Source organism: Pseudarthrobacter sp. TE3704, assembly GCF_056279405.1.
Genome location: NZ_JBWCCJ010000001.1, coordinates 240,707 through 262,945, shown reverse-complemented (window position 1 = coordinate 262,945; position 22,239 = coordinate 240,707). Strand labels below are relative to the sequence as shown.

Annotated in this window: 24 protein-coding genes and 1 tRNA gene; 18 read left to right on the top strand and 7 right to left on the bottom strand. The window is 65.7% G+C overall.

Annotation, left to right across the window (positions count from 1 at the left end):
• Positions 1-39: 39 nt before the first annotated feature.
• From ACZ9BC_RS01270 to ACZ9BC_RS01260, 3 genes are read left to right on the top strand one after another with little or no spacing between them, the layout of a single operon-like run.
• The gene (locus tag ACZ9BC_RS01270) at positions 40-255 is read left to right on the top strand and encodes a hypothetical protein (protein ID WP_476244381.1); all 216 of its coding nucleotides are present in this window, start codon (positions 40-42) and stop codon (positions 253-255) included.
• Positions 252-1,391: a baeRF2 domain-containing protein gene (locus ACZ9BC_RS01265; protein WP_476244380.1), complete on the top strand. Its 1,140-nt coding sequence runs from the start codon at positions 252-254 to the stop codon at positions 1,389-1,391. Before ACZ9BC_RS01270 ends, ACZ9BC_RS01265 begins: the two co-directional genes overlap by 4 nt.
• A 49-nt stretch (positions 1,392-1,440) precedes the next feature.
• Positions 1,441-1,725 carry a hypothetical protein gene (locus tag ACZ9BC_RS01260; RefSeq protein ID WP_476244379.1) on the top strand — a complete coding sequence of 95 codons (285 nt, stop codon included), beginning with the start codon at positions 1,441-1,443 and terminating at the stop codon, positions 1,723-1,725.
• Positions 1,726-1,808: 83 nt separating this feature from the next.
• Here the strand turns inward: ACZ9BC_RS01260 and ACZ9BC_RS01255 are convergent, their stop codons facing one another.
• The gene (locus tag ACZ9BC_RS01255; RefSeq protein ID WP_476244378.1) at positions 1,809-2,357 is read right to left on the bottom strand and encodes a MarR family winged helix-turn-helix transcriptional regulator; all 549 of its coding nucleotides are present in this window, start codon (positions 2,355-2,357) and stop codon (positions 1,809-1,811) included.
• A gap of 262 nt (positions 2,358-2,619) precedes the next feature.
• Here ACZ9BC_RS01255 and ACZ9BC_RS01250 point away from each other — a divergent pair, with 262 nt between their 5' ends.
• Genes ACZ9BC_RS01250 through ACZ9BC_RS01240 form a run of 3 tightly spaced genes read left to right on the top strand, consistent with a single transcriptional unit; the run spans position 2,620 to position 4,576 of the window.
• Positions 2,620-3,489: a hypothetical protein gene (locus ACZ9BC_RS01250; RefSeq protein ID WP_476244377.1), complete on the top strand. Its 870-nt coding sequence runs from the start codon at positions 2,620-2,622 to the stop codon at positions 3,487-3,489.
• A complete protein-coding gene (locus tag ACZ9BC_RS01245) occupies positions 3,486-3,917 on the top strand; it encodes a phage holin family protein (protein ID WP_476244376.1) in 432 nt (143 codons plus the stop codon). The genes ACZ9BC_RS01250 and ACZ9BC_RS01245 overlap by 4 nt, the downstream gene beginning before the upstream one ends.
• Complete coding sequence (locus ACZ9BC_RS01240; RefSeq protein WP_476244375.1) at positions 3,914-4,576, top strand: DUF3618 domain-containing protein; 663 nt, start codon at positions 3,914-3,916, stop codon at positions 4,574-4,576. Before ACZ9BC_RS01245 ends, ACZ9BC_RS01240 begins: the two co-directional genes overlap by 4 nt.
• Positions 4,577-4,644: 68 nt before the next feature.
• On the opposite strand, the gene ACZ9BC_RS01235 is transcribed toward ACZ9BC_RS01240, so the two are convergent.
• Positions 4,645-5,478 (bottom strand): LysR family substrate-binding domain-containing protein, encoded by an 834-nt coding sequence (locus ACZ9BC_RS01235; protein WP_476244374.1) that lies wholly within the window; start codon positions 5,476-5,478, stop codon positions 4,645-4,647.
• On the opposite strand from ACZ9BC_RS01235, the gene ACZ9BC_RS01230 reads away from it, so the two are divergent.
• Positions 5,441-5,845 (top strand): DUF5997 family protein, encoded by a 405-nt coding sequence (locus ACZ9BC_RS01230; protein ID WP_476244373.1) that lies wholly within the window; start codon positions 5,441-5,443, stop codon positions 5,843-5,845. The two genes, ACZ9BC_RS01235 and ACZ9BC_RS01230, sit on opposite strands and share 38 nt — an antisense overlap.
• Before the next feature lie 81 nt (positions 5,846-5,926).
• On the opposite strand, the gene ACZ9BC_RS01225 is transcribed toward ACZ9BC_RS01230, so the two are convergent.
• Positions 5,927-6,322: a VOC family protein gene (locus tag ACZ9BC_RS01225; protein ID WP_476244372.1), complete on the bottom strand. Its 396-nt coding sequence runs from the start codon at positions 6,320-6,322 to the stop codon at positions 5,927-5,929.
• A 164-nt stretch (positions 6,323-6,486) separates the two neighbouring features.
• Here ACZ9BC_RS01225 and ACZ9BC_RS01220 point away from each other — a divergent pair, with 164 nt between their 5' ends.
• Positions 6,487-7,086, top strand: a complete 600-nt coding sequence (locus ACZ9BC_RS01220) for a hypothetical protein (RefSeq protein WP_476244371.1) — start codon at positions 6,487-6,489, stop codon at positions 7,084-7,086.
• An 82-nt stretch (positions 7,087-7,168) separates the two neighbouring features.
• Complete coding sequence (locus tag ACZ9BC_RS01215) at positions 7,169-7,771, top strand: DUF6919 domain-containing protein (protein ID WP_476244370.1); 603 nt, start codon at positions 7,169-7,171, stop codon at positions 7,769-7,771.
• 68 nt (positions 7,772-7,839) lie between these two features.
• Here ACZ9BC_RS01215 and ACZ9BC_RS01210 read toward each other — a convergent pair whose 3' ends face one another.
• The gene (locus tag ACZ9BC_RS01210) at positions 7,840-8,322 is read right to left on the bottom strand and encodes a pyridoxamine 5'-phosphate oxidase family protein (RefSeq protein WP_476244369.1); all 483 of its coding nucleotides are present in this window, start codon (positions 8,320-8,322) and stop codon (positions 7,840-7,842) included.
• A gap of 67 nt (positions 8,323-8,389) precedes the next feature.
• A complete protein-coding gene (locus tag ACZ9BC_RS01205) occupies positions 8,390-9,781 on the bottom strand; it encodes a flavin monoamine oxidase family protein (RefSeq protein ID WP_476244368.1) in 1,392 nt (463 codons plus the stop codon).
• 139 nt (positions 9,782-9,920) lie between these two features.
• On the opposite strand from ACZ9BC_RS01205, the gene ACZ9BC_RS01200 reads away from it, so the two are divergent.
• Positions 9,921-10,637, top strand: coding sequence for a TetR/AcrR family transcriptional regulator (locus ACZ9BC_RS01200; RefSeq protein ID WP_476244367.1), 717 nt, complete (start codon positions 9,921-9,923; stop codon positions 10,635-10,637).
• Positions 10,638-10,644: 7 nt separating this feature from the next.
• On the opposite strand, the gene ACZ9BC_RS01195 is transcribed toward ACZ9BC_RS01200, so the two are convergent.
• Positions 10,645-12,204 (bottom strand): MFS transporter, encoded by a 1,560-nt coding sequence (locus tag ACZ9BC_RS01195; RefSeq protein WP_476244366.1) that lies wholly within the window; start codon positions 12,202-12,204, stop codon positions 10,645-10,647.
• Positions 12,205-12,353: 149 nt separating this feature from the next.
• Between ACZ9BC_RS01195 and ACZ9BC_RS01190 the strand changes: the two genes are divergently transcribed.
• The gene (locus tag ACZ9BC_RS01190; protein WP_476244365.1) at positions 12,354-13,481 is read left to right on the top strand and encodes an L-talarate/galactarate dehydratase; all 1,128 of its coding nucleotides are present in this window, start codon (positions 12,354-12,356) and stop codon (positions 13,479-13,481) included.
• Positions 13,482-13,491: 10 nt separating this feature from the next.
• Positions 13,492-14,190 carry a FadR/GntR family transcriptional regulator gene (locus tag ACZ9BC_RS01185; protein WP_079597967.1) on the top strand — a complete coding sequence of 233 codons (699 nt, stop codon included), beginning with the start codon at positions 13,492-13,494 and terminating at the stop codon, positions 14,188-14,190.
• Between the two features lie 151 nt (positions 14,191-14,341).
• On the opposite strand, the gene ACZ9BC_RS01180 is transcribed toward ACZ9BC_RS01185, so the two are convergent.
• Positions 14,342-14,424, bottom strand: a tRNA-Leu gene (locus tag ACZ9BC_RS01180).
• Positions 14,425-14,800: 376 nt separating this feature from the next.
• Between ACZ9BC_RS01180 and ACZ9BC_RS01175 the strand changes: the two genes are divergently transcribed.
• The 6 genes from ACZ9BC_RS01175 to ACZ9BC_RS01150 are packed head-to-tail and all read left to right on the top strand — an operon-like array spanning position 14,801 to position 22,232.
• A complete protein-coding gene (locus ACZ9BC_RS01175; RefSeq protein WP_476244364.1) occupies positions 14,801-15,544 on the top strand; it encodes an FhaA domain-containing protein in 744 nt (247 codons plus the stop codon).
• Positions 15,541-16,023, top strand: coding sequence for an FHA domain-containing protein FhaB/FipA (locus tag ACZ9BC_RS01170; RefSeq protein WP_476244363.1), 483 nt, complete (start codon positions 15,541-15,543; stop codon positions 16,021-16,023). Before ACZ9BC_RS01175 ends, ACZ9BC_RS01170 begins: the two co-directional genes overlap by 4 nt.
• A gap of 2 nt (positions 16,024-16,025) precedes the next feature.
• A complete protein-coding gene (locus tag ACZ9BC_RS01165; RefSeq protein WP_476244362.1) occupies positions 16,026-17,684 on the top strand; it encodes a PP2C family protein-serine/threonine phosphatase in 1,659 nt (552 codons plus the stop codon).
• A complete protein-coding gene (locus ACZ9BC_RS01160; RefSeq protein ID WP_476244361.1) occupies positions 17,681-19,078 on the top strand; it encodes an FtsW/RodA/SpoVE family cell cycle protein in 1,398 nt (465 codons plus the stop codon). The genes ACZ9BC_RS01165 and ACZ9BC_RS01160 overlap by 4 nt, the downstream gene beginning before the upstream one ends.
• Positions 19,075-20,535, top strand: coding sequence for a penicillin-binding transpeptidase domain-containing protein (locus ACZ9BC_RS01155; RefSeq protein WP_476244360.1), 1,461 nt, complete (start codon positions 19,075-19,077; stop codon positions 20,533-20,535). Before ACZ9BC_RS01160 ends, ACZ9BC_RS01155 begins: the two co-directional genes overlap by 4 nt.
• Entirely contained in the window at positions 20,532-22,232 is a 1,701-nt protein-coding gene (locus ACZ9BC_RS01150) for a protein kinase domain-containing protein (protein WP_476244359.1), read from the top strand. Before ACZ9BC_RS01155 ends, ACZ9BC_RS01150 begins: the two co-directional genes overlap by 4 nt.
• Positions 22,233-22,239: the final 7 nt, after the last annotated feature.

Below are 22,239 nucleotides of genomic sequence, written 5' to 3'. Positions count from 1 at the left end.
GTAAGCCTGTGATACTAATCACGCGCGAAGGAGATCGTCATGGCTGAACGAGGCAACACCAAGCACGGCTCGAATCTGGACGACCAGATGCAGCATGAGACGCAGGGAGTGGTGCACGGCAACCAGCCGGCCCACGCCGAGGAATGGCGCGAAACCGAGCCGTTCCCGGACGACACAGACCCCAATGAGGTCCGGGAGGCGCTGAATCCCGTGGCATCAGCAGACCCCCTCGACGATGAGGAGGGGGAACAGTGACCGGCAGCCTCAAGGAATACGCGGATCTGTACAAGCTGCCCGGCCCCTGGTGTACGGCCTACGTGGATGCGGGCACCGGGACAGTGGACACCCTGGAAGCGGCCGACGTGCGCCCGGGCAACGCACGCGCCCAGCTGGAGGCCCAGGGAGCGTCCGCTGCCGACCTTGATGCGGTGGAACAGTCGCTCCAGCCCGAAGCCGGGATTCCCGCCCCGGTCTCCAGGTTTGTCCTGGTCCGCCAGGGCAAGGCGGAGATCAACGAAGTCCTCGCGGGAGACCGGGTACTGCCGGAGCGGATTTCGGTGGACTCCATCCCTGACCTGCTGCCGCTGGTGAAACACCGGCCCGAAGACCTTCCCTATGTTGTTGCCGAAGTCAGCCGGGAGCACGGCGAAGTCAGGCTGTACCACGCAGGCGCCGGCGCTCCTGACAGCACCCGGGAAGTCCAGGGCGAAACCGAGCATGTGAGCAAGTTCCAGGGCGGGGGCTGGGCGCACCTGCGGTTCCAGCACCACACCGAGGACGTCTGGCGACGGAACGCGGACGAGGTTGCCGGTGAAATTGATCGGGTGGTGGCGGAGAGTGGGGCCCGGCTGATTGTCCTGGCCGGCGATATCCGGGCGCGCGGCCTGGTCCAGGAGCAGCTCTCGAAGGCCAGCCAGGACCTCGTATCGGTGGTTGACTCGCATACCCACACGAAGGGCGCCGATAACGCCCTCCTTGATGACCAGGTCAACCAGCGGGTCGCCGAACTCTGGGCAGTAGAGCAGCAGGAGGTCATGGACCGGCTGGCCATGCAGGAGGGGCAGGCCAACCCCGAGTCCGCCACCGGGATCGGCGCCGTTGTGCATGCGCTTCAGCAGGCACAGGTGGACGTGCTGATCCTGAACGATGCAGCCCTGACCGAGCGGACCCTGCTGGCCCTCGACGCAGAACCGTGGATCGCCACCGCCGAGGAGGAATCCCTGGCGGCCAACGTCCTGGGCAAGGTTCCGGCACCTGCAGCACTGCTGCGGGCGGCCGCCCTGACCGATGCACGCGTCCTGTTGGTTCCCGGCCCTGTCCTGCCGGAGGGCGTGGACGTTGCCGCCCTGCTTCGCTGGCCCACGGGACCAGCCGCGCCTGCGTCGTCGTGAGCAAATTCGCTTTGCCACCCGCGAAAGTTACCGATCGGAAGGTGAAATCGTGACTACAGCAAATGAAAACCCTGATGCCGTCCCCGGAGTGATCATCCCGGAAGAGGACGCACTCCCCCAGCCCAGCCGGACGGGCCATGGAAAAATGCCCGAAAATATCGACGACGACGCGTATGAGGCGGCAGCCGAGCAGGAGCGGGTAGCAGCCGGCCTTGCCGACTACGCGCCCGGTGACGTTCCGCCGGCCACCGACCCACTGCCCCCGGAGGCGTCAGAAGAGGCCGACCTCGCCCAGCGCGGCCTGCTCGGGGAAGACCAGGAAGGCCAGGGATAGACCGTCCAAACCGTGGTTGAGCCTGTCGAAACCGAGCGGGGTTTCGACAGGCTCACCATCGGCGTTTAACCACTGCGTTCTCATCAGGACTGGGAATCCTGGTCCCAGTCCTGATGCTGATCCGGTGCGCGCCGGCCAGCGCGACCGGTGTGCTGCCGGCGCACTGACCGGTGTTCGGGCGCCACGAACGGTACGACTTCGGGATCATGCCCCGCCGGCAGCGCCTTAACGAACTTTGCCAGTTCCTCCCGCAGCACCTTCCAGGCAATGCCGGGATCATCCGGATAGGCGTTGATTTCGGCCGCCCGGGCGGCTTCCAGGGCTGCGTGCCCATGGTCTGTCAGCTCCACTTTCAATTGCCGGCGGTCTGCGGCGTGCCGGGTCCGGGTGATATGGCCCGAAGCTTCCAGCCGGGTGAGTACCCGGCCCAGCGTCTGGCTCTGGACGCGAACCGCTTCCGCCAACTGCTCCTGGTTCAGCGGTCCGGCAGCCAATCCTTCGAGGGCGATCACGGCAGCCCTCGTCAGGCCCAGGTGGGCCAAGGCGTCATCCTGGCGCCGTTGAACCAGGCGCGCCGCCAGAGTGATGAGGCGGTAGCTGTTCCGGGCATCCGGATCGGGATTGCTGGTCATCGGCCGCGGCCTTCCTGTAGGTGGAAAAGTGCGGGGGTTGCCTCCGTTGCTACCTACCTACAATAAGCATGCTTAGCATCATATTCGCAAGTAGGCTTACTATCCATTGCCGCAACGCGGCCTGAACAGGACGGACATCTTCACTTGCCCCTTGCGCATCAAATGGAAAGTGTGCTTAGTATCTAATTAGTAACCCTGCTTACTAACCGCCAGCACTGCTGGTTCTTGATCGCCAGCTAACCCTTCATGGAAAGAGAGCCCGATGACAGAGAACCAATGGCCCCAGACCCCCAACACCGCTGCGACCGATCCCTTCGGTGCATCAGAGGTAGGACCTGACCAGACCTTCACCACCCCCGCCGCTCCGGCTGGCGCCCCTGCGGCTGGATCTGGAACCTCCAAGACCCAGGCGGCCAAGGAAGAGGCTTCGAACGTCGCCGGCCAGGCAGCATCGGCAGCCCAGGGCGTAGCCCAGACGGCCAAGGAAGAGGCGGCCAACGTTGCGTACGAGGCGAAGTCCAGCGCGCAGGACCTGCTAAACCAGGCGAAGTCCGGGCTGAGCAGCCAGGCCGGCACCCAGCAGCAGAAGGCAGCCGAAGGCATCCGGACCATTTCCAGCCAGCTGCAGAGCATGGCTGATGCTCCGGACCAGCAGGGCGTTGCCAGCGACCTTATTCGGCAGGCAGCCAGCAGCACCGAGACCGTGGCCTCCTGGCTTGAAAACAAGCAGCCGGGAGACCTGCTCGGCGAAGTCCAGAGGTTCGCACGGAACCGCCCCGGTACCTTCCTGCTCCTTGCAGCAGGAGCCGGCGTGCTGGCCGGCCGCCTTACCCGCGGCCTTGCTGCAGGCAGCCCGGAGTCCCAATCTTCGGTCCAGGGCTCACCGTCCTACCGTTCGGTCCAGCCCGGAGTAGCTCCGCTGCGGCAGGAGACCGTCTATGCCGCCGGCACTGACGACCTCTTCACAGAGCCGACAGTTGGCACCGGAGCGCCGGTTTCCACCTCCACGCTCCCCTCCGGCACGACGGAAGATACCCCCCTCCGCTTCGAGGATGACCCCTACCGCGATGAGGACGGCAGCTACCACGCTGCAGACGGCACGTACCGGTCAACGGAAGGACGCCAGCTGTGAGTAGTTCGATTCCGGAGCCGGCCCCAAGTGAGGCGCATCAGAAGGCGGACAGCGCGTCGCTGGGTGAGCTGCTGGGTGATGTGACCCGGGACCTGTCCACCCTGATGCGCCAGGAAGTGGAGCTCGCGAAGGCAGAAGCCAAGCAGTCCGCCACGAAGGCCGGAAAGGGCGCCGGGATGCTCGGCGGGGCCGGCGTGGCCGGACACTTCGTCCTGGTCTTCCTGTCCCTGGCGCTGATGTTCGCCCTGGGCGCCCTGATGCCGCTGGGCTGGGCCGCCGTGATCGTCGCGGTGATCTGGGGCATCATCGCCGCGGTCCTGGCCTCGATCGGCCGCAAGGAACTCAAGCAGATCAAGGGCATGCCCCAGACCGGCGAAACACTGTCCGAAATTCCCCCAACCCTAAAACCAGGTGAGGTAAACCGATGAGCGATAACCCGGACGCAATCCGTTCAGACATAGAAGCCACCCGCGCACGCCTGGGCACCAACGTGGACGCCGTCGCGGACAAGGTCACCCCGTCCAACATCGTCCACCGCCAGACCGACAAGGTCAAAGACGCCGTCAGCGGGGTTAAGGAGAAGATCATGGGAGCAGCAGACACCGCCACCACCCGGGTCCAGGACAGGGTCCACACCGGCACCGAACACACCGGCAACGCCCTGCACAGCACCGGCGACACCCTCCACGGAGCCAAGGACACCGCCGCAGCCAAACTCAGCGACGCCGGCACCGCGATCTCCCACGCACCGGACCAGGTCAAAGCCAAAACCCAGGGCAACCCCCTGGCCGCAGGCCTGATCGCGTTCGGCGCCGGAATGCTCGTCTCATCCCTGATCCCGGCAAGCCAGAAGGAACGCGAAGCGGCCGACCAGCTCAAGACCGCCGCGCAGCCCCTGGCCACCCAGGTCACCGACGCCGCCAAGGACATGGTCCAGGACCTCAAGGAACCGGCCCAGGAAGCCATGGAAAACGTCAAGGCCACCGCCACCGACGCAGCCCAGAACGTCAAAGCCGAAGGCCAGCACGCCGCCACCGACGTCAAAGACCGCGCCACCGACGCCAAAACCAACGTCCAGAACACCTAAAAGGGTGTCTTAGGCAGACAGGACAGGCCGGTTCCCCGCGTGGGGAGCCGGCCTGTTGTCATGTCCGGTTAGCGCTTGCCCTTTTTGCGTGAGCCCTTGCCGCGGCCCTTGTCCGGGTTGGGGGCGTACCGCTGGGCCACCTTTGGCGCTTTCTTGGTGCCACTGCCGCGTCGGTCCGGTTTGGGTTCCTTCTTCACCTTGACCGGCTGCGCCGACGGCTGCCGTGAGCTTTGCGCGGTGCGCCCCCGGACGATCCCGATGAACTCCTCCAGCACCTCGTCGGTGGAATCCACGGGCCACACGAGGGCGATTTCGGTTGCGGGTGCGCCGGTAAGCCGACGGGCCACAGTGTCCTTGACGTTGAAATGGCGGGCCACGGACATGGGCAGGATCACCAGCCCGGCTCCGGTGGCAACCACCTCGAGGGCCGGTTCCGGCCCTCCCAGCGCGTCGACGTCCAGGAAGGCTTCCTTCTCCAGGTCGGCGAAGGCAACTTCCTCGAACACCGAGATTTCGTGGCCCTTGGGAGCCACCACCACGGGCTGCTCCTCGTACAGCGGGATGACGCTGAGGCCGTCGCGCTCGACGGGGAGGCGGACAAAGGCCATGTCAGCGGAACCGCCGCGCACCGCCTCGAGGCTCGTGCCGCCGTCGTGCATAAATGCCTGCAGGGGAATGTCCGGCATGCGCTCTTCCCACCGCCTGATCCACTTTCCGGGGGTCACCCCTGCCACGTAGGCGATGCGGAGGGTCCGGGGCGCAGCCTGCTCCGCGGAGTCGTCAGGCTCAGTGGAAGCGTCAGGTGGGGAGGTGTTGTCGGAGGGCACGTCTTCACAGTACCGTCCGCCCGGATACCCTTGAAGCATGACCTCTGCAAACTCCCAGTCCATGAAGCCGGCCACCGTTGCCAAGAAACTTGGCATCTACCTGCCCGCAACACCCCGGGAGTTCCAGGAATCAACCATCACCCGGGAAGAATTCGCCGAGCTCCAGGCCAACCCGCCGGAATGGCTCGCCGAACTGCGCCGCAACGGCCCGCACCCCCGCCCCGTGGTGGCGCAGAAACTGAACGTCTCCATCAGCGGCCTAGCCCGCGGCGGGGTTGAAGAAGCGCTGACGACGGCGGAAATCACCGCGCTGCTGCAGGCTCCGCCGCAGTGGCTGGTCACCGAGCGTGCCACGCACGCCGCGGTGCGCGCCGAAGCCCAGCGCGTAAAGGAAGAAGCAGCCAAGAAAGAAGCGAAGCAGGCCCGCGCCAAGGCGGAGTAGCCCTCCTCGTATCAGAGGCTTGTTCGCGGATCCGGACCTTGAAGGGTGGGATCCGCGAACAAGCCTCTGGTGTTTAAGGGATCAGTCCTGGTGCAGCTGGACGAAGTTGCCGCAGCCGTCGTCAAACACGGCGCTGATGCCGGACGGGTCTTCAGCCGGCTCACCCTTGAACACCACGCCGGCTTCCCGCAGCCGGTCGTACTCCACCTGCACGTCCGGGACGCCGAAGACGATGGCCGGCATCCCGGCGTCGTGGAGGGCATTCATGTAATTGGCGCCGATCGGGTTGTCGCTGGGCTCAAGCAGAAGGCCCACGGACCCGGCGTCAGCGCCCTGTTCGTTGGTGCCTGGATCCTTGATGATGAACAGGTTGTACTCCGGCATGGCCATCAGGGTCTCGAAGCCCAAGGTGCCGGTGTAGAAGGCGTGGGCTTCGGCGGGGTCCTTGACGTGGATGCTGCACATTTTGAGTCTCATGGTCCCCACGGTACGCGGCAGCACTGACAGCGGAAAGGGTGCCCCGGCCGGGTGCAGGCTTCGAACCCGCCAGCCCATTGACGCTGGTTCCCGGACCCTGTGCAATGGAAGGACCAGCCCGGGAATCCGTGGCCCGGGCGTCCGCTGGAGGTCAGGTGTCAACCATGGGGGAAATGTTCGAGGGTTTGATTCAGGGAGCCTGGGCGCTGCTGCTCTGCGGTCCCGTACTGGTGGCCAGCATTGCCGCGACGGTCTTCGTGGTCCGCCGCCGTGCCCTTGCCGGCGGGGACACCCAGGCTGAGCGCTCGGACCAGCTGTTCTGGGACCTGTTCCTGGGGTCTGCCGTTGCGGTTCCAGCCCTGCTGATCCCCACCCTGATTTCCCCGTGGACCGGCCTGTTCCTGGGCGGCGCCGGCGTGGCTGCCGGCATCGCCGCCTACCGGGGCACTCCCCGTTACCTGGCGCGGCGGGCCGCCCGGCGTGACTACCAGGCGCTGGAGTCGGCGCACCTGGCAGCGCAGGCGCAGCATGATGAGTTGATTGCCCGGTGGCGGCGCTACGAGCTGGACCCTGCTTGCAGCATCGACTACCCGTCCCTGACGGACGTGCGGCTGCCGGAGACGTCCGCGCTCATCAAGGCCATGAAGGCTGCGGACCAGTTGCGCGGCAATCCGCACCAGGGATATCCCGACGCCGTCACAAGCCTGGCTGCCTCCCTCGCCGCTGCGGAGCGGGCAGCGGGGATTCCGGCGGAGCAGGCCTAGGCCGCGGACACCGGGGGCCGGACGTTAAGTGGTGTGTCGGCCGCGGTGGAAGGGTCCGCTGCCGCGGGGATAGCATCCGAAGATGAAGCCAGAGGAAATACCAGCACGTGACCAGTTCGGCCGGCTGCTGGAGGACCGCGGGGTCTGGCGGCAGGCCACCACCCTGGAAGCCGCCGGCGAGCTGACCGCGCGATGGCTGGAGGGTGGCAGCTCCTACCAGCCGGGTCACCTGGCGGCGGGCTTCGACGAGGAAACGCGTCCCATCGCCGGAGCTTTGGCAGAGCTGAACCGAAACGGCCTTTTCACCAAGGAATCCCAGCCCGGCCTGCTCACGGGTTCAGCGGCGCAGCGGCAGTATGTCACGGGATTCTGCAGTCCCTCCCTGGCCGGCGAATTGCTGGCACTCAGCACCCGGACGGAACTGGTCACCGTGGCCCACGCCCCCGGTGAGGCCAGCAGCGCGGCCATCCCTGTGACGTTGGCCGGAACGGAAGTGACCACCGTGCTGGGGTCCAGCGAGAACCCCGTGGACGACGAACAGATCAGTGACTGGGCCGACGAGACCAATGACGCCCTGGCACTCCTGCTGGCCGATTCCTGGTACATGGAAATCCTGGACCCGGTCTGGGGACGCAATGACGTGCTGCTGCCGGCAGTCCTCGGGGCGCTGACGGGCCAGGGGTAGCGCGACTCCGGTGTAAGCATGCGAAAGGCGGGGCAGCATCAGCTGCCCCGCCTTTGATTCACGCAAATCTACAGCTCTACCGTGCCGCTTTCGCCGACGCTCAGCCGGCTGTTGGTGACCTTGGACTTCACCCACTGCAGGACGGTTGCGGCGGTGCCGCCGGGGCTGGTCCAGTACTCCGCCGAGTCCGAGTCGACGCGGAGCAGGCAGACCTCCGGAGTGTCCGGCCCGTCCGGGAACCAGGCCTCAACCGCCTGGTTCCACAGCTCGTGGATCTTGGCGCGGTCCGTCACGACCTCGGCCCGGCCTGCCACCGAAACCCACTCGGTGTTCTTGCCAAAGGCGACGTTGACCCGGGAGTCGGCCCGGACATGCGAAACCTGGGACGTGCCGAGCCCGGTGAAGAACCACATGTCGCCGTCGTCCCTTACTTCCTGGACGGCCAGCGGACGGCTGACGAGGGCACCCTCTTCGTTGATGGTGGTCAACATTCCGATCTTGGAATCGTTGATGATTTCCGTAACCTTGCTGATGCTCTGGGCGTCAGTCATGCCTCACCTCTTTCGTCTGGGGTCGGGGACGTTCCCCATCCGCCAGCCTATTAGTAAGCATGCTTATTTACCAGCCGGCGGGAACAGCTACTTTCGCTTCTTCGGCAATCCGGGCGGCGGTGCGAAGGCCCATCCGGATGGCACCGTCCACGTGCTGGTAGCCCTCCGCCGCCAAGTCGGAGGAGGACCAGTAGATCGGCCCGACCGGGGCGTGCTGGTCCTTGCCATAGCGATGCAACCCGCCCAGGTCATAGCTGGAGGCGTAGGCGCCGCGGGTCCATTCCTCCGAGCCCCAGTCGGACTCGTAGTAGACCTCCGGCGTCAGCGCCTCTGCACCCAGGAAACCGGCGATGGAGTTGAGGACGGCCTTCTTGCGGTCTTCGGCGCTGAGCTCGAACACGGCGTCGGCTTTTTCATCGGAGATAAAGCCCACCAGGGTGCCGCGGGTATCGCCATAGTTGGTGTTGTCGTACACCTCCTGCACCAGGGCGTCGGCGCCGAAGCCGGTGCCTGAGAGCCCGGCGTCACGCCAGAACGGCCTGCTGTAGACGGCGTGGACCTTGATGACCAGCCCCAGGGACTGGTGCTGGTGCATCTGGTGCTGGCGGCGCGGCAGCGGCGGGTTGAAGGAGACGCGGGAATACAGGTTGGGCGGCACGGCCATGATCACGAACCGGGCATTGACGGTGGCCTGCTCTGACTCGACGGTGACGCGGTGGCCGCCGTCCGCGGCCGGCTCCCAGTTGATGGTGCGCACCGGGGTGTTGAGGACGACGTCGTCGCCGAGTTCCTGCGCCAGCAGCAGGGAAACCTGCTGCATGCCGCCCACCACGCGCCGGTCCAGGATGAAGTCCTCGTCCGTGAGGTGGGTGAAGGAACCGGCCGAGGCTGCCATCAGGACAGCCTGCAGTGCGGAGAAGGCGTGCGCGGGTTTGGTGAGCATGCCCCCAGCGATGAACAGGCCGATGTTCTTGCAGGCCTCCTCGTTGGCGGAGTTCTGCCGCAGCCAGTGATGGAAGGAAATGGTGTCCAGCTCGCGCGCTTTCGGATGCGCCCAGGGTTCGGTGGCGCCGATCTCTGCTGCGAGTCCGTCCAGCAGTGCCACCAGCCTGTCCATTTCGACGGCGGTGGCGGGGTCCACCGGGAAGGTGTCGCCGGTGTAGCGCACGGGAATGCCGTCCGAGCCCATGTAGACGGACTCGCCCTGGCGGTACCGGGGGTAGGTCTTGAGGCCCAGCTCGTCCAAAAGCTCCAGGAGTACGGTCTGGTCCGGCGAGACCCATTGGCCGCCGATCTCCAGCATGGCGCCGTCCACGGTGTCGGTCCAGGTGCGGCCGCCTACTCGGTCGCGCGCCTCGAGCACGGCGACGGTAAGGCCTGCCTTTTTCAGTTCACGTGCCGCGGTCAATCCGGACGGCCCGGCTCCAACGACCACAACGTCGCGGTTCAGGTTCAGCATGATGTCCTTTCTGCGGCCCGTCAGGTGACCGGGACCACTAAATGAATGCCATTCATTTAGTAGAACTATAGCGGCTCTTGGCAGGGACCGGAAGTGCCCGGGTGGAATAATGCTGGAGACCACCAAAGAAAGGGCAGGAATGCCGGCAGTATCAGCCGCACAGGGACGCGCCACGGGGAATGCCGCCGCGAATGGGTCCGGCAATTCCGAGGCACGGCGTCGGCGCGCCGGCAGGCCCTCGGCGGCCGTGCTGGACAAAACCGGGATCACCGCCGCGGCATTGGAGCTCGTTAGCCGGAAAGGCTACGACGGGCTGACCATGGCCGCACTGGCGAAACAGCTGGACGTCGCTCCTTCGGCCCTGTACAACCACGTGGCATCCAAGCGGGACGTACTGCTCCTGGTGGAGGACCACCTCATGTCCCTGGTGGACGTCTCCGGCTTCGGCGCTTCGATGTGGGAGGAGGCCGTGCGGACCTGGGCCTGGAGCTACCGGAATGTCTTCGCGGAACACACGCCGCTGATTCCGGTGATTGCCGTACTGCCCGTGACGGACGCGCCGCAGACCCTGGCGATGTACGAGGCCATCAGCAAGGGCTTCCTCGACGCCGGTTTCCCAGAGTCGCGGATTGTGTCATCGATCGTGGCGTTGGAGTCCTTCATCTTCGGCTCCGCGTACGACGTCACCGCGCCGGAGGACATCTTCGAGCCCGGCACCATGGCTGAATCAACTCCGCACTTCACCGCCGCCGTGCGCAGCCTGGGCGGGCCGCCGTCGTCGGAACGTCCGGCGGACACGGCGTTCAGCCTGGGACTGGAGGCGCTGATTTCCGGTCTGGGGGCCCTGCGGGGCTGAAGCTTTTTTACCCGGCCGGCGGACGGGGTGCGGCATCCCGCTCGCTGATGGTGCCGGCGTCGGCGTCGCTGCCGGCGCTATCGTCACCTGCGGCCTTGTCGTTGGCGTTCTCCGCGGCGGCCCGGGCATAGGTGGCTGAAACACGGCGGTACACCGGGGTCAGGAAGGCGAGCAGCGCGGCGGCAATCATGATGATCCCGGCGATCAGGAACACCAGCGCAATGCCGCGGGAAACGCCCTCACCCAGCAGCGGGGCCAGTTGCGCAGAACCTTCCTCCGACCGCGCATACGGGATGATCCAGAACTGGGCGATCGGTGCGATGAGGAACGCGGTGATCGGTGCCGCCGCCGACTCGAAGGCCATGGCGAAGCCGAACACGCGGCCCTGCCGGTTCAGTGGCACCACCTGCTGGATCACCGTCTGCTCGGCCGCTTCCACCACAGGAATCAGGATCAGGTACATCCAGATGCCGACGATGTAGAGCCACGCCCACTCCCGGATGGTGAATACTGCGCCAAGGAACCCCATCGCCACCACGGCGAGCAGCAGGCTGCGGAGCGGGTTGGCGCCAAGTCCGAACTTGCCGATCAGCGCGCCGCCGATGATGAATCCGGTGGAACCCAAGGCGAAGACGGCTCCCCACACCTCCACGGGGAACATCTCCAGGCCGTACGGATCCATCAACGCCATGTAGACGCCGCCGATGAAGTTGTTGAACGTGGAGAACAGGATCAGCGCGAACAGGCCGGTGATGGCCATGACGGCGGCGATTGACCCGCGCAGGTCGAACGCACCGTGGGCATCTGTGGCGGCAACGCGTACTTCCTCCGGCATCCGCAGGGTCAGCAGGTGCGCGAAGGCCAGGACTGTCAGGAAAATGGCGACGACCACCGTCCAGCCCATGCCCAGCAGCCCCACCGACAGGCCGGAGAGCACCGAGGTGACGATAAACGCGAGCCCCTGCACCATGCCCACCATCCCGTTGGCGTTGGCCCGGCGGTCCGGTTCGATGAGGATGGTGACCGTGGTGGAAAGGGCGACGTTGCGCATGTTCTCAACCACCGCGCCCACCAGGATGATCATGGTGAAGATCCAGAACCACGGCTGCGTCAGGTCCAGCAGCCGGGGCGTGGGCGTCAGCAGGAACATCACGCCGGACAGCACGAACATCACCAGGGTGAAGCCCGCGGCGAAGCGCATCACGGCAAGCTTCCGGTAGCGGTCCACGAAGGTGCCGAAGCTGATGCTGGAAAGGGCGATCAGGAGCATGTACGCGCCGCCGATTACCCCGGTGGCGATCACGTTGCGGGTCTCCAGGTACACCCAGAATGTCAGGGCGAACCACAGGTAGCTGGTGGTGATGTTGGCCAGCGCGGTGTTCACCAGGATTCCGGTGAAGGTGCGGGACCGCTGTTCCGGGCTGCGCAGGGACGTGTCGACGGCGCCAGGATCGGTTGGTGGGTCTTCCCCGCCCTGAGCGGATGGTGCCGCCGCTTCCTCCGAAAGGTTCGCGCCGCCGTCGTGAGCTTCAGCGGCCCCGGAAGGGGCCGGTTCGTGCCCGGTCATGCGTCCCAGTGTAGTTACCGCCGGCGGTCCCGGACATGGTTATTCCTGCAATTAGGGGTAATCGCCCTGGAAGCACTTGTAATACAAGTTAGTAACTTATATCCTAAGGGTGTGGGCGAAGGAGCCCAGCCCCGCCTTTAGGAGAATCCATGAGCACCGTTGACTTCATCCGGCACGTCAAGCTGTCCACTGCCCGCCTTCCCCTCGCTGTTCCCATCAGTGACGCCAAGGTCTTCACCGGCCGGCAGAAGCCCATGACCGAGGTGGTCTTCCTCTTCGCCGAGATCACCACCGAACTCGGACACACCGGCATCGGCTTCAGCTACTCCAAGCGCGCCGGCGGCCCCGCCCAGTACGCCCACGCCAAGGAAGTGGCCGAGGGCATCATCGGCGAGGACCCCAACGACATCGCCAAGATCTACACCAAGCTGCTCTGGGCGGGCGCTTCGGTGGGCCGATCCGGCGTCGCTACCCAGGCGCTGGCCGCCATCGACATCGCCCTCTACGATCTCAAGGCCAAGCGTGCAGGCCTGTCACTGGCAAAGTTCCTCGGCTCCTATCGCGACTCCGTCCAGACCTACAACACCTCCGGCGGCTTCCTCAATGCCACACTCGACGAGGTCAAGGCCCGCGCCACCCAGTCCATCGAAGAAGGCATCGGCGGCATCAAGATCAAGGTGGGCCTCCCGAACAGCAAGGAGGACCTCCGCCGCGTCGCGGGGATCCGCGAGCATATCGGCTGGGACGTCCCGCTGATGGTGGACGCCAACCAGCAATGGGACCGCGCCACCGCCCTCCGCATGGGCCGGCAGCTCGAGGAGTTCAACCTCATCTGGATTGAGGAACCCCTGGACGCCTACGACTTCGAAGGCCACGCCCACCTGGCCCAGGTCCTGGACACACCCATCGCCACCGGTGAAATGCTCGCCTCCGTGGCCGAGCACAAGGGCCTCATCACCGCGAACGGCTGCGACATCATCCAGCCGGACGCCCCGCGCGTCGGCGGCATCACCCAGTTCCTGCGCCTCGCCGCCCTCGCGGACGAACGCGGCCTGGGCCTGGCCCCGCACTTCGCCATGGAAATCCACCTCCACCTCGCCGCCGCCTACCCGCGCGAGCCGTGGGTGGAGCACTTCGACTGGCTTGACCCGCTGTTCAACGAGCGCCTCGAAACCAAGAACGGCCGGATGATCGTCCCGGACCGCCCCGGCCTCGGCGTCACCCTCAGCGACCAGGCCCGCGCCTGGACAACCGAGTCCGTGGAGTTCGGCGCGTAATCTTGAATCCATGAGCCGGAACCTCACCGCGGACCTCGCCGCCGACCTTCGAAACCGCATTGTTGACGGCGTGATCCAGCCAGGCGAGAAGCTTCCGAGCGAAAACACGCTGATCAGTGATTTCGGCGTCAGCCGCACCGTTGTCCGCGCCGCCCTGACCCGGCTCCAGGCCGAAGGGCTCGTGGAAACGGAGCGGGGACGCGGCAGCTTTGCCCTTACTCCGCCCTCCGAAGGGCCCTCGGCAGCGCCGGGGGCCCGTCCGGTGGCCACCACCGAGGACCGGCTGCACATGCTGGAATTCCGGATGGGAGTGGAAACGGAAGCCGCCGCGCTGGCTGCCCGCAACCACTCCGAGCGCCAACTGCGGGCGGTGACCTCGGCTCTCGAGGAGTTCACGGCCAGCGCCGGACATCCGGCCCACGCCATGAAGTCTGACTTCGAATTCCACCGGGCCGTGGCCGCGGCATCGGGCAACCCGTTTTACTCTGACTGCCTCGCCGCGCTGGGCCAGACCATGATCGCCATGCCCCGCACCCGGCTGATGACCGACGTCGAGCATTACGCCCGGGACCACTTCGACCAGGTGGTGCAGGAACACCGTTCCATCGCGGACGCCATTGCCGACGGCGATGAGGCAGCAGCCGCGGCCGCCATGCGCAGCCACCTGGCCAACTCCCGACGCCGGTTCAAGGCTTCCGCGCGCCCGTAGCCTTTGCCGGGTGAGCCTCCCCCGCCGAAACCTAAGCCTGTTCGCAAATCCGAACCATCAAGGGCCGGACCCGCGAACGGGCTTAGGTCCGGTCCCCCCTTACAGAATGCAAAAGAGCCCCGGTCCTAAGACCGGGGCTCTTTCATTTGCGTGCGCGAGGGGGGATTTGAACCCCCACACCCTTTCGGATACTGGCACCTGAAGCCAGCGCGTCTGCCGTTCCGCCACTCGCGCGCAACTTCTTTCGCCTGACAATGGCCGGTTTCCCGAATCCGCAGTCTTGCAAAAGCAGCGAGATCAAGCATAACGGACTGATGCGGAAAAACACCAATCGGGCTCCGGAACGACTCCGGATGCCCCATTCAACCCAACGAAAAGAGGCCCCCTCGTGCCGCGGCAGCCGGCGCCCACCCAGGGCCGGCCGCCCCTGAAAACTGAACTTTTCGCGGCGCCCGGCCGTTGTGGATTAAGGTCATTCACAGGCCCGCCCAGTAGTATCGGATGTAGACGCGGCTGCTGCAGGCAGGCGCACTGCTGAGTTGTGGACTGCACGGCAAGTGGGGTTCCGGTACACAAACGGCCCCGCACGCGGGGGGAAAGGAGAAGAACCATGGGACTGCTGGACAAAGTTGAACGCGGCATTGAAAAGGCCGTCCGGGGCGTCTTCTCCACCGGCTCAAAGGCCCAGGTTGAACCCGTGGAGATCGCCAGCCGGCTCCGCCGCGAAGTGGACCACAAATCCCTCACGGTGGCGGCAGGACGCACATTGGTGCCGAACGTCTTTGACGTCCGGCTCAGCGACGACGACTTCCGCCGGGCCCAGGAATGGGGCACTCCGCTTGCTGAAGAACTGTGCGATGTTGTCATCAACCACGTGCGCAGCCAGGGCTACACCCTGCAGGGCTCCGTGCGGATTTCATTCCGCCGTGATGCCGAACTGCGCGCAGGGGACTTCGAAATCGCCTCCTCCACCGAGAAGTCGGCAGGCACCCCCGGCAGTCCACCTGCCCGCCCCAACCTTCCGGCCGCCCCAAGCCGCCAGCCCGTCAGGCTGCAGCCCGTGCTGGACATCGACGGGCAGCGTTACTCGCTGAACGCCCCGTCCATCGTGCTGGGCAGGTCTTCAGAGGCCGACATCCACGTCGAAGACACCGGGGTTTCACGCCGGCACCTGGAAATCCGCACCGCAAACGGCGTCACGAGCGCCGTGGACATGGGCTCCACCAATGGAAGCTACGTCAACGGGCAAAAGGTTTCCGGAAGTACCGAACTTACTGACGGATCCACCATCACAATGGGACGGACAAAGATCATCTTCCGCCTGCTTCCTGCCAGCCCTGGTGGCAACGCATGAGCGACCTGACCATTACCGCGTTGCGGTTTGGCTTCCTGCTGCTCCTCTGGGTTCTGATCTTCAGCATCGTGTCGGCGATGCGCCGCGACCTTATGGTGGGTCGGAAGGCTGCTGCCGGGGCACCCACTGCCCGCCAGGTCCGCAAGAATCCCGAACTCGCCGAGTCCCCGCCGCAGCCCGTGAAGCAGCAGGCCCGGCAACTGGTGGTGGTTGAGGGTCCGTTGAAGGGGACCACCCTTCCGCTGGCTGCCAGCCCCATCCTGCTGGGACGGGCCCAGGAAGCCACGCTGGTACTGGAGGACGACTATGCCTCCGGCCGTCACGCCAGGCTGTTCCCGCAGGGCAGCCGCTGGTTCATCGAAGACCTGGGCTCCACCAACGGAACCTACCTGGCGGACCAGCAACTTACCCGTGCCCTGCCCGTTGAGCCAGGCGTACCTGTGAGAATCGGCAAGACGGTCATTGAATTGAGGCCATAGCCGTGGCCGTCACCGAGAATCCCGCTAACGGGCAAAAGCCCGCGGAGCGGCCCCTCATCATGCGGTTCGCCGCCCGGTCCGATGTAGGCCGGATCCGTTCCAAAAACGATGACTCCGCCTATGCCGGGCGCCACCTGGCCGTGGTGGCTGATGGCATGGGCGGCCATGCGGGCGGTGACGTCGCCTCCGCCGCCACCGTCCTGGACATGATCCACCTGGACCGCGATGACTACGACGGCGACGCCGGCACCATCCTCGCCGACGAGATCCAGACGGCGAACTCCCTGCTCTCCGAACTCGTGCACATCAACCCCAAGCTGGCCGGCATGGGCACCACCGTCACCGCCCTCCTGCTGGCCGAGGGAAAACTGCACTTCGCCCACATCGGCGACTCCCGGGCGTACCGCCTCCGGGACGGCGAGTTCGAGCAGGTCAGCGTTGACCACACCTTCGTGCAGCGGCTCATTGACGAAGGCAGGCTCAAGCCCGAGGAAGCGGAAACCCACCCGCACAAGAACGTCCTGATGCGCGTGCTCGGCGATGTTGATGCCAGCCCCGAGCTGGATCTGGACACCCTGGACGTGAAGCCGGGTGACCGCTGGCTTCTGTGCTCCGACGGGCTCAACTACGTCGCCGGACATGCGGTGGAGCGCACCGTCAAGGAAACCAAGGACCTCCGCGAGTGCGTGGAAACCCTCGTTGACCTCACCCTTGAAGCGGGATCCCCGGACAACGTCACCGTCGTGATGGTGGAGATCGTGGAGGAAACGCCCGACGACGTCAGCACCGCCGCCGTCGACGTCATCCCTTCCGTTGGCGCCGCCAAGCCCGCTGCCGCAGCTGAGGCTCCCGGCGCACCTGCCGGGGACCAGTCCAAGGACGACGGCGGGCCGGATACGGACAGCGCAGCGGAGCCGGCCTCGGAAAGGTCAGGATCCAGCATTGTGGAGCCGGCTTCCACCGACCCCCACCTGGGTGAACACCTGACCGCAGAGGTCCTCCGGGAAGAATTGGCATCGCGTCCCCACGAACTTGTGGGGGCTGCGGCGTCGGCGGCGGAGACCGGCTCGATCCCAACCATCGGCGGACGCACAGTCGCCCGGCGGGCGGCCACCCTCCTCACCCACAAGGCAGAACCGGCGCAAGGCGACGAAGACGAAACCCTCGTCCCGCTGAAGCCCCGCCGATGGGTCACCTGGTCCATCGCCGCCGTGGTCCTCCTGGTTCTTGGCGTCGGCCTGTGGCTGGGCTATGCCTGGACCCAAACCCGGTACTACGTGGGCGAATTCGATTCGCGCGTAGCCATCTACAACGGCGTGTCCCAGCGGCTCGGGCCCATCCAGCTGTCCCGCCTGGAAACAGTCACGGAACTCCCGATGAGCTCCCTGCCTCCGTTCTCCCAGCAGCGGGTCCGCCAGACCGTTCCGGCCAATGACCTCTATGACGCCCAGCGGATCGTGAAGAACCTGGAACTCACCGGCACCACGTCGCCGGAAGAGGGATGCCCCACGGCGTCGGCTTCCGTCCCTGCTACGCAGTCCGCTCCCGCCCCAACACCGACGGATCCGGCGGCCAGCCCCGCTGCCGGGGCACCGGCCCCTACTCCGGCAAGCCCGTCCCCCTCACCCACTCCCACTGTTACTTGCGAGGTGGGCCAATGAGCCAGCTCAGCACTACTCCGAAACCACGCCGCAATGTGGAGCTTGCACTGCTCCTGCTGGCACTCACCATCGGCATCGGCGCGAACATGCTGGTGGGCGTGGACCAGGAGAAGGCCTTTGACTCCGATTTCTGGTTCCAATCCAGCCTCCTGGCCGTAGCCGCGCTGGTCTTCCACGGCGTCCTTCGCTTCCGCGCTAAATATGCTGACCCGGTAATACTTCCGCTGGTGGTCGCCCTGAACGGTATTGGCCTGGCCATGATCCACCGGCTGGACGCGCCGGGCGACGACACCGGCAACAACCAGCTGCGCTGGACCCTGATTGCGATGGCCGTGGCCATCGCCGTGATCTGGTTCCTTAAAGACCACCGGATCCTGCGCCGGTTCACCTTCATCTCCCTTGCGGCCAGTGCACTCCTGCTCGTCCTGCCGCTGGTTCCAGGCATCAGCGCCGGCGAGATCCTGGGTGCCCGGGTGTGGATCAGGCTTGGCCCCATGACGTTCCAGCCCGGTGAGGTCGCCAAGATTACCCTGGCCATATTCTTTGCCGGGTATCTTTCCTCCAACCGGGACCTCATCCTGCTGGCGGGCCGGAAGATCGGGCCCCTCCAGTTCCCGCGGTTCAAGGACATGGGTCCCATGATCACGGCGTGGCTGGTCAGCATCGGCGTGCTCATCTTCCAGCGCGACCTGGGCTCCTCCATCCTGTTCTTCGGCCTGTTCATCGTGATGATCTACGTGGCCACCAGCCGGATCAGCTGGGTAGTCATCGGCCTGGCCCTCATCGCAGGCGGCGGGTTTGTGGCAGCCCAGGTGTTCTCCCACGTGCAGCTGCGCATCGACGGCTGGCTCAACGCCTTCACACCGGAGGTCTACGACCGCTTTCCCGGCGGAAGCCGGCAGATCATCCAGGGGCTGTTCGGCATGGCCAACGGCGGCCTGGTGGGCACCGGGCTGGGCCAGGGGCGCCCCGACCTGGTTCCCTTTGCCAACAGCGACATGATCATTGCGTCCCTGGGCGAGGAGCTGGGCCTGATTGGCCTGTTCGCCGTCGTCCTGATGTACCTCCTGCTGTTCACGCGCGGCTTCCGCGCTGCGCTGGGCACCCGGGACGCGTTCGGGAAACTCCTGGCGTGCGGCCTGTCCTTCGCGGTGGCGCTGCAGTGCTTTGTGGTGATCGGCGGTGTGACCCGCCTGATCCCCCTGACGGGCCTGACCACGCCGTTCCTGGCGGCCGGCGGTTCTTCCCTGCTGGCCAACTGGATCATTGTTGGCCTGCTGCTGATGATTTCGCATACAGCCCGCGGCCCTGTGGACACCACTCCCTTGCCTGCGGGCAAGGGTTCTGAAGCAACCGGCATTGATACTCCTACCGAGGCGGTGAAGCACCTGTGAACCAGGCAATACGGCATTCATGGGTGGCGGCCATCGCTATGTTTGCCCTCATCTTCGGGGCCATCAGCTACGTCCAGGTGATCGGCGCCGACGAACTCAAGGCGAACCCCTGGAACCAGCGCGCTGTCCTGCAAAGCTTCTGCAACGACCGCGGCGCCATCATCGTGGGTGGATCACCGGTGGCAGAGTCCGTGGAGACCGGTTCGGAGACCTGCGCGTTCCAGCGCACGTACCCACAGCCGGAACTGTATGCGGGCATCACCGGTTACTTCTCACAGAACTTTGGCGCCACCGCCCTGGAGCAGTCGATCGGAAGCGAGCTGGCAGGCAATTCCGACCAGCTGTTCCTGGACCGGGTGGGTCAGCTGTTCCTCGGCAACCAGCCCAAGGGTGCGTCCGTGGAACTCACCATCGACCCCGAAATCCAGCAGCTCGCCTACAGCCTGATCCCGGACGGGCAGCGCGGATCCATTGTGGTCACCAACCCCAAGACGGGCGCAATCCTGGCCATGGTGTCCAAGCCCTCCTACAATCCGAACCTGGTGGCCACCCAGGACCTCGCCGCCGCTGACGCCAGCATGAATGAACTGATCAAGGTTCCCGGAATCAACCTGAACCCGAACGTCAGCGGACCCACCGGCGAACAGCTCGCCCCCGGATCCGTGTTCAAGCTGGTGGACACCGCGGCCGCCCTTGCATCCGGAAAGTACAACAAGGACAGCGTGCTGCCCAACCCTGCGGAACTCCCGTTCGAAGGCATCCAGTACCGCCTGCCCAACTATGCGGGCGGAAACTGCTACACCCGGGACACGGCAAGCTTCGCTTTCGCGCTCCAGCAGTCCTGCAACACTCCCTTCGCAAGCATTGCCCTGGACCTGGGCCGGGACGCCATCGCCGAGCAGGCAGAGAAGTTTGGTTTCGGCCAGGACATGGGTGACCAGCTGAAGCTGGACTATGCCAGGGGCAACACCTTCCCCGATGACCTCGACGGCCCCGGCCTGGCGCAGTCCGTCATCGGCCAGAAGGACGTCCGGGCCACCCCCCTGCAGGTGGCCCTGATGACTGCCGCGATCGCGAACGACGGCGTCCAGATGCAGCCCACCCTCATCAAGACCCTGCGGTCTCCGGACCTGCGGGTGATTGACGAACCGCAGCCGAAGTCGCTGCGGACCTCCACCACCCCGGACATCGCCAACCAGATCACGGAATGGATGGTGAGTGCGGTCAGCGAAGGCATCGCGAACCGGGCCGCCGTTCCCGGTGTCCAGGTGGCGGGAAAGACCGGAACCGCCGAGCTGGGCAACGGGAGCAACAACTCCTGGTTTACCGGATTTGCCCCCGCAAACAACCCGCAGGTGGGTGTCACGATCGTCATGGAGGGCGTAGACATCACCACCGGCGCACAGCTGACCAGTCCGAACGCGAAGAGAATTTTTGAGGCGGTGTTGAATAAGTGAGGCCTACAACCGGAATCACCCTCGGCGGCAGATTCCAGCTGACCACGCGGATCGCGATCGGCGGCATGGGGGAAGTCTGGAAAGCGAAAGACCTCGTCCTGGGCCGCATCGTCGCCATCAAGGTGCTCAAGGAGGAATACACGGGCGATCCCGGCTTCCTTCAGCGTTTCCGTGCGGAGGCCCGCCACACAGCACTCCTAAACCATGTGGGCATCGCCAATGTCTTTGACTACGGCGAGGAAGAAGGCTCGGCCTACCTGGTCATGGAACTCGTTCCGGGCCAGCCGCTCAGCAGCATCATCGAACACGAGCAGGTGCTGTCCCCGGACAGGACCCTGTCCATCATCGCGCAGACCGCCCGGGCCCTGTCCGTCGCCCACGCCCAGGGACTGGTGCACCGCGACATCAAGCCGGGCAACCTGCTGATCACGCCCGAAGGCCGAGTCAAAGTCACGGACTTCGGCATCGCCCGCCTTGCCGACCAGGTGCCCCTCACCCAGACGGGCCAGGTCATGGGCACCGCCCAGTACCTCGCTCCCGAACAGGCCACGGGCCAGACCGCCACGGGATCGTCGGACATCTACTCGCTGGGCGTCATCGGCTACGAGTGCCTCAGCGGGCACCGCCCTTTCTCCGGGGAATCCCAGATCGCCATCGCCCTGGCCCAGGTCAACGATGCTCCGCCGCCGCTGCCGGAAACCCTTCCCACGCCGGTCCGCGCCCTCCTGATGTCCATGCTGGCCAAGGATCCCAAAGACCGGCCGGCCAACGCCATCAAGCTGGCCGAAGCCGCCGAAGCCATCCGCAACGGCGACATCAGCGCCGCACGCGCCGCCGTCCCCGGCATGCTGCTTTTTGACGCCCCGGACACGGGCCCCATCACAGCCCCGGTGGATACAGCCACCGCACCGACCGGGATCATTGGCGCCTCACGGGATTCATCACCAACTCCCACCTCCGCCTTGCCGGTGCTTGGTGCCGGCGCGGCCGGTGCCTCGGCCGTTGATCCCGAGGGCCCCCAGAGCCAGCTCGCCCGGGCGAATGCCTTGGCGGCTGAGCGTACCTGGGTTCCCGAAGAAACAACGTACGACGACGAGCCCGCCGATGAGCCTGAACGCCGCGGCCGCAGCCCCTGGACATGGCCGCTGATCGCGCTGATCCTGCTGGTGCTGTTCGCCTTGGTGGGGTTTTTCCTGAACCAGCAGGGCGTCCTCTTCCCCTCCAATAACGCCACGTCCAGCGCGCCGTCCAGCAGCCCGCCCGCCACCAGCGCAACCCCCACCAGCGCAACACCAACTCCCACTCCAACCCAAACGCGGAATACGCCGACGCCCACGCAGGAGCCCACGCCGGAGACTGTCAACGTGATACCTGCTGCTTACCTGGGCAAGGATTACCGCCAGGTCCAGTCGGAGCTGTCAAACCTGGGGCTTGCCGTGACGGTGGAGCCGCTGCAAACCAGCGAGGCCGCACCGGGAAGGGTAGTGGGGCTAAACCCGACTGGTCCCTTGCCCGTGGGATCGCCCATCACCGTAACTTACGCCGTGGCACCGCCACCAGCCACGACCAGCAGCGCTCCAGTTCCGGTTCAGACTGCGTCGCCCACCACCGCCCAATCTGCTCCTTCGCCCCGGCTGACCCTGCCCGCTTGTGCACCCGGCGAGACCCCGGGAACGCCGCCCACCTGCACGCCTTAACCGCCAG

What these genes read in the sequence shown, in the direction of transcription:
- ACZ9BC_RS01160 (WP_476244361.1), top strand. Translation starts at nt 17,681, where the DNA reads ATGAGCCAGCTCAGCACTACTCCGAAACCACGCCGCAATGTGGAGCTT.
- ACZ9BC_RS01175 (WP_476244364.1), top strand. Translation starts at nt 14,801, where the DNA reads ATGGGACTGCTGGACAAAGTTGAACGCGGCATTGAAAAGGCCGTCCGG.
- ACZ9BC_RS01220 (WP_476244371.1), top strand. Translation starts at nt 6,487, where the DNA reads ATGGGGGAAATGTTCGAGGGTTTGATTCAGGGAGCCTGGGCGCTGCTG.
- ACZ9BC_RS01225 (WP_476244372.1), bottom strand. Translation starts at nt 6,322, where the DNA reads ATGAGACTCAAAATGTGCAGCATCCACGTCAAGGACCCCGCCGAAGCC.
- ACZ9BC_RS01210 (WP_476244369.1), bottom strand. Translation starts at nt 8,322, where the DNA reads ATGACTGACGCCCAGAGCATCAGCAAGGTTACGGAAATCATCAACGAT.
- ACZ9BC_RS01270 (WP_476244381.1), top strand. Translation starts at nt 40, where the DNA reads ATGGCTGAACGAGGCAACACCAAGCACGGCTCGAATCTGGACGACCAG.
- ACZ9BC_RS01205 (WP_476244368.1), bottom strand. Translation starts at nt 9,781, where the DNA reads ATGCTGAACCTGAACCGCGACGTTGTGGTCGTTGGAGCCGGGCCGTCC.
- ACZ9BC_RS01170 (WP_476244363.1), top strand. Translation starts at nt 15,541, where the DNA reads ATGAGCGACCTGACCATTACCGCGTTGCGGTTTGGCTTCCTGCTGCTC.
- ACZ9BC_RS01200 (WP_476244367.1), top strand. Translation starts at nt 9,921, where the DNA reads ATGCCGGCAGTATCAGCCGCACAGGGACGCGCCACGGGGAATGCCGCC.
- ACZ9BC_RS01185 (WP_079597967.1), top strand. Translation starts at nt 13,492, where the DNA reads ATGAGCCGGAACCTCACCGCGGACCTCGCCGCCGACCTTCGAAACCGC.
- ACZ9BC_RS01240 (WP_476244375.1), top strand. Translation starts at nt 3,914, where the DNA reads ATGAGCGATAACCCGGACGCAATCCGTTCAGACATAGAAGCCACCCGC.
- ACZ9BC_RS01250 (WP_476244377.1), top strand. Translation starts at nt 2,620, where the DNA reads ATGACAGAGAACCAATGGCCCCAGACCCCCAACACCGCTGCGACCGAT.
- ACZ9BC_RS01195 (WP_476244366.1), bottom strand. Translation starts at nt 12,204, where the DNA reads ATGACCGGGCACGAACCGGCCCCTTCCGGGGCCGCTGAAGCTCACGAC.
- ACZ9BC_RS01190 (WP_476244365.1), top strand. Translation starts at nt 12,354, where the DNA reads ATGAGCACCGTTGACTTCATCCGGCACGTCAAGCTGTCCACTGCCCGC.
- ACZ9BC_RS01255 (WP_476244378.1), bottom strand. Translation starts at nt 2,357, where the DNA reads ATGACCAGCAATCCCGATCCGGATGCCCGGAACAGCTACCGCCTCATC.
- ACZ9BC_RS01230 (WP_476244373.1), top strand. Translation starts at nt 5,441, where the DNA reads ATGACCTCTGCAAACTCCCAGTCCATGAAGCCGGCCACCGTTGCCAAG.
- ACZ9BC_RS01215 (WP_476244370.1), top strand. Translation starts at nt 7,169, where the DNA reads ATGAAGCCAGAGGAAATACCAGCACGTGACCAGTTCGGCCGGCTGCTG.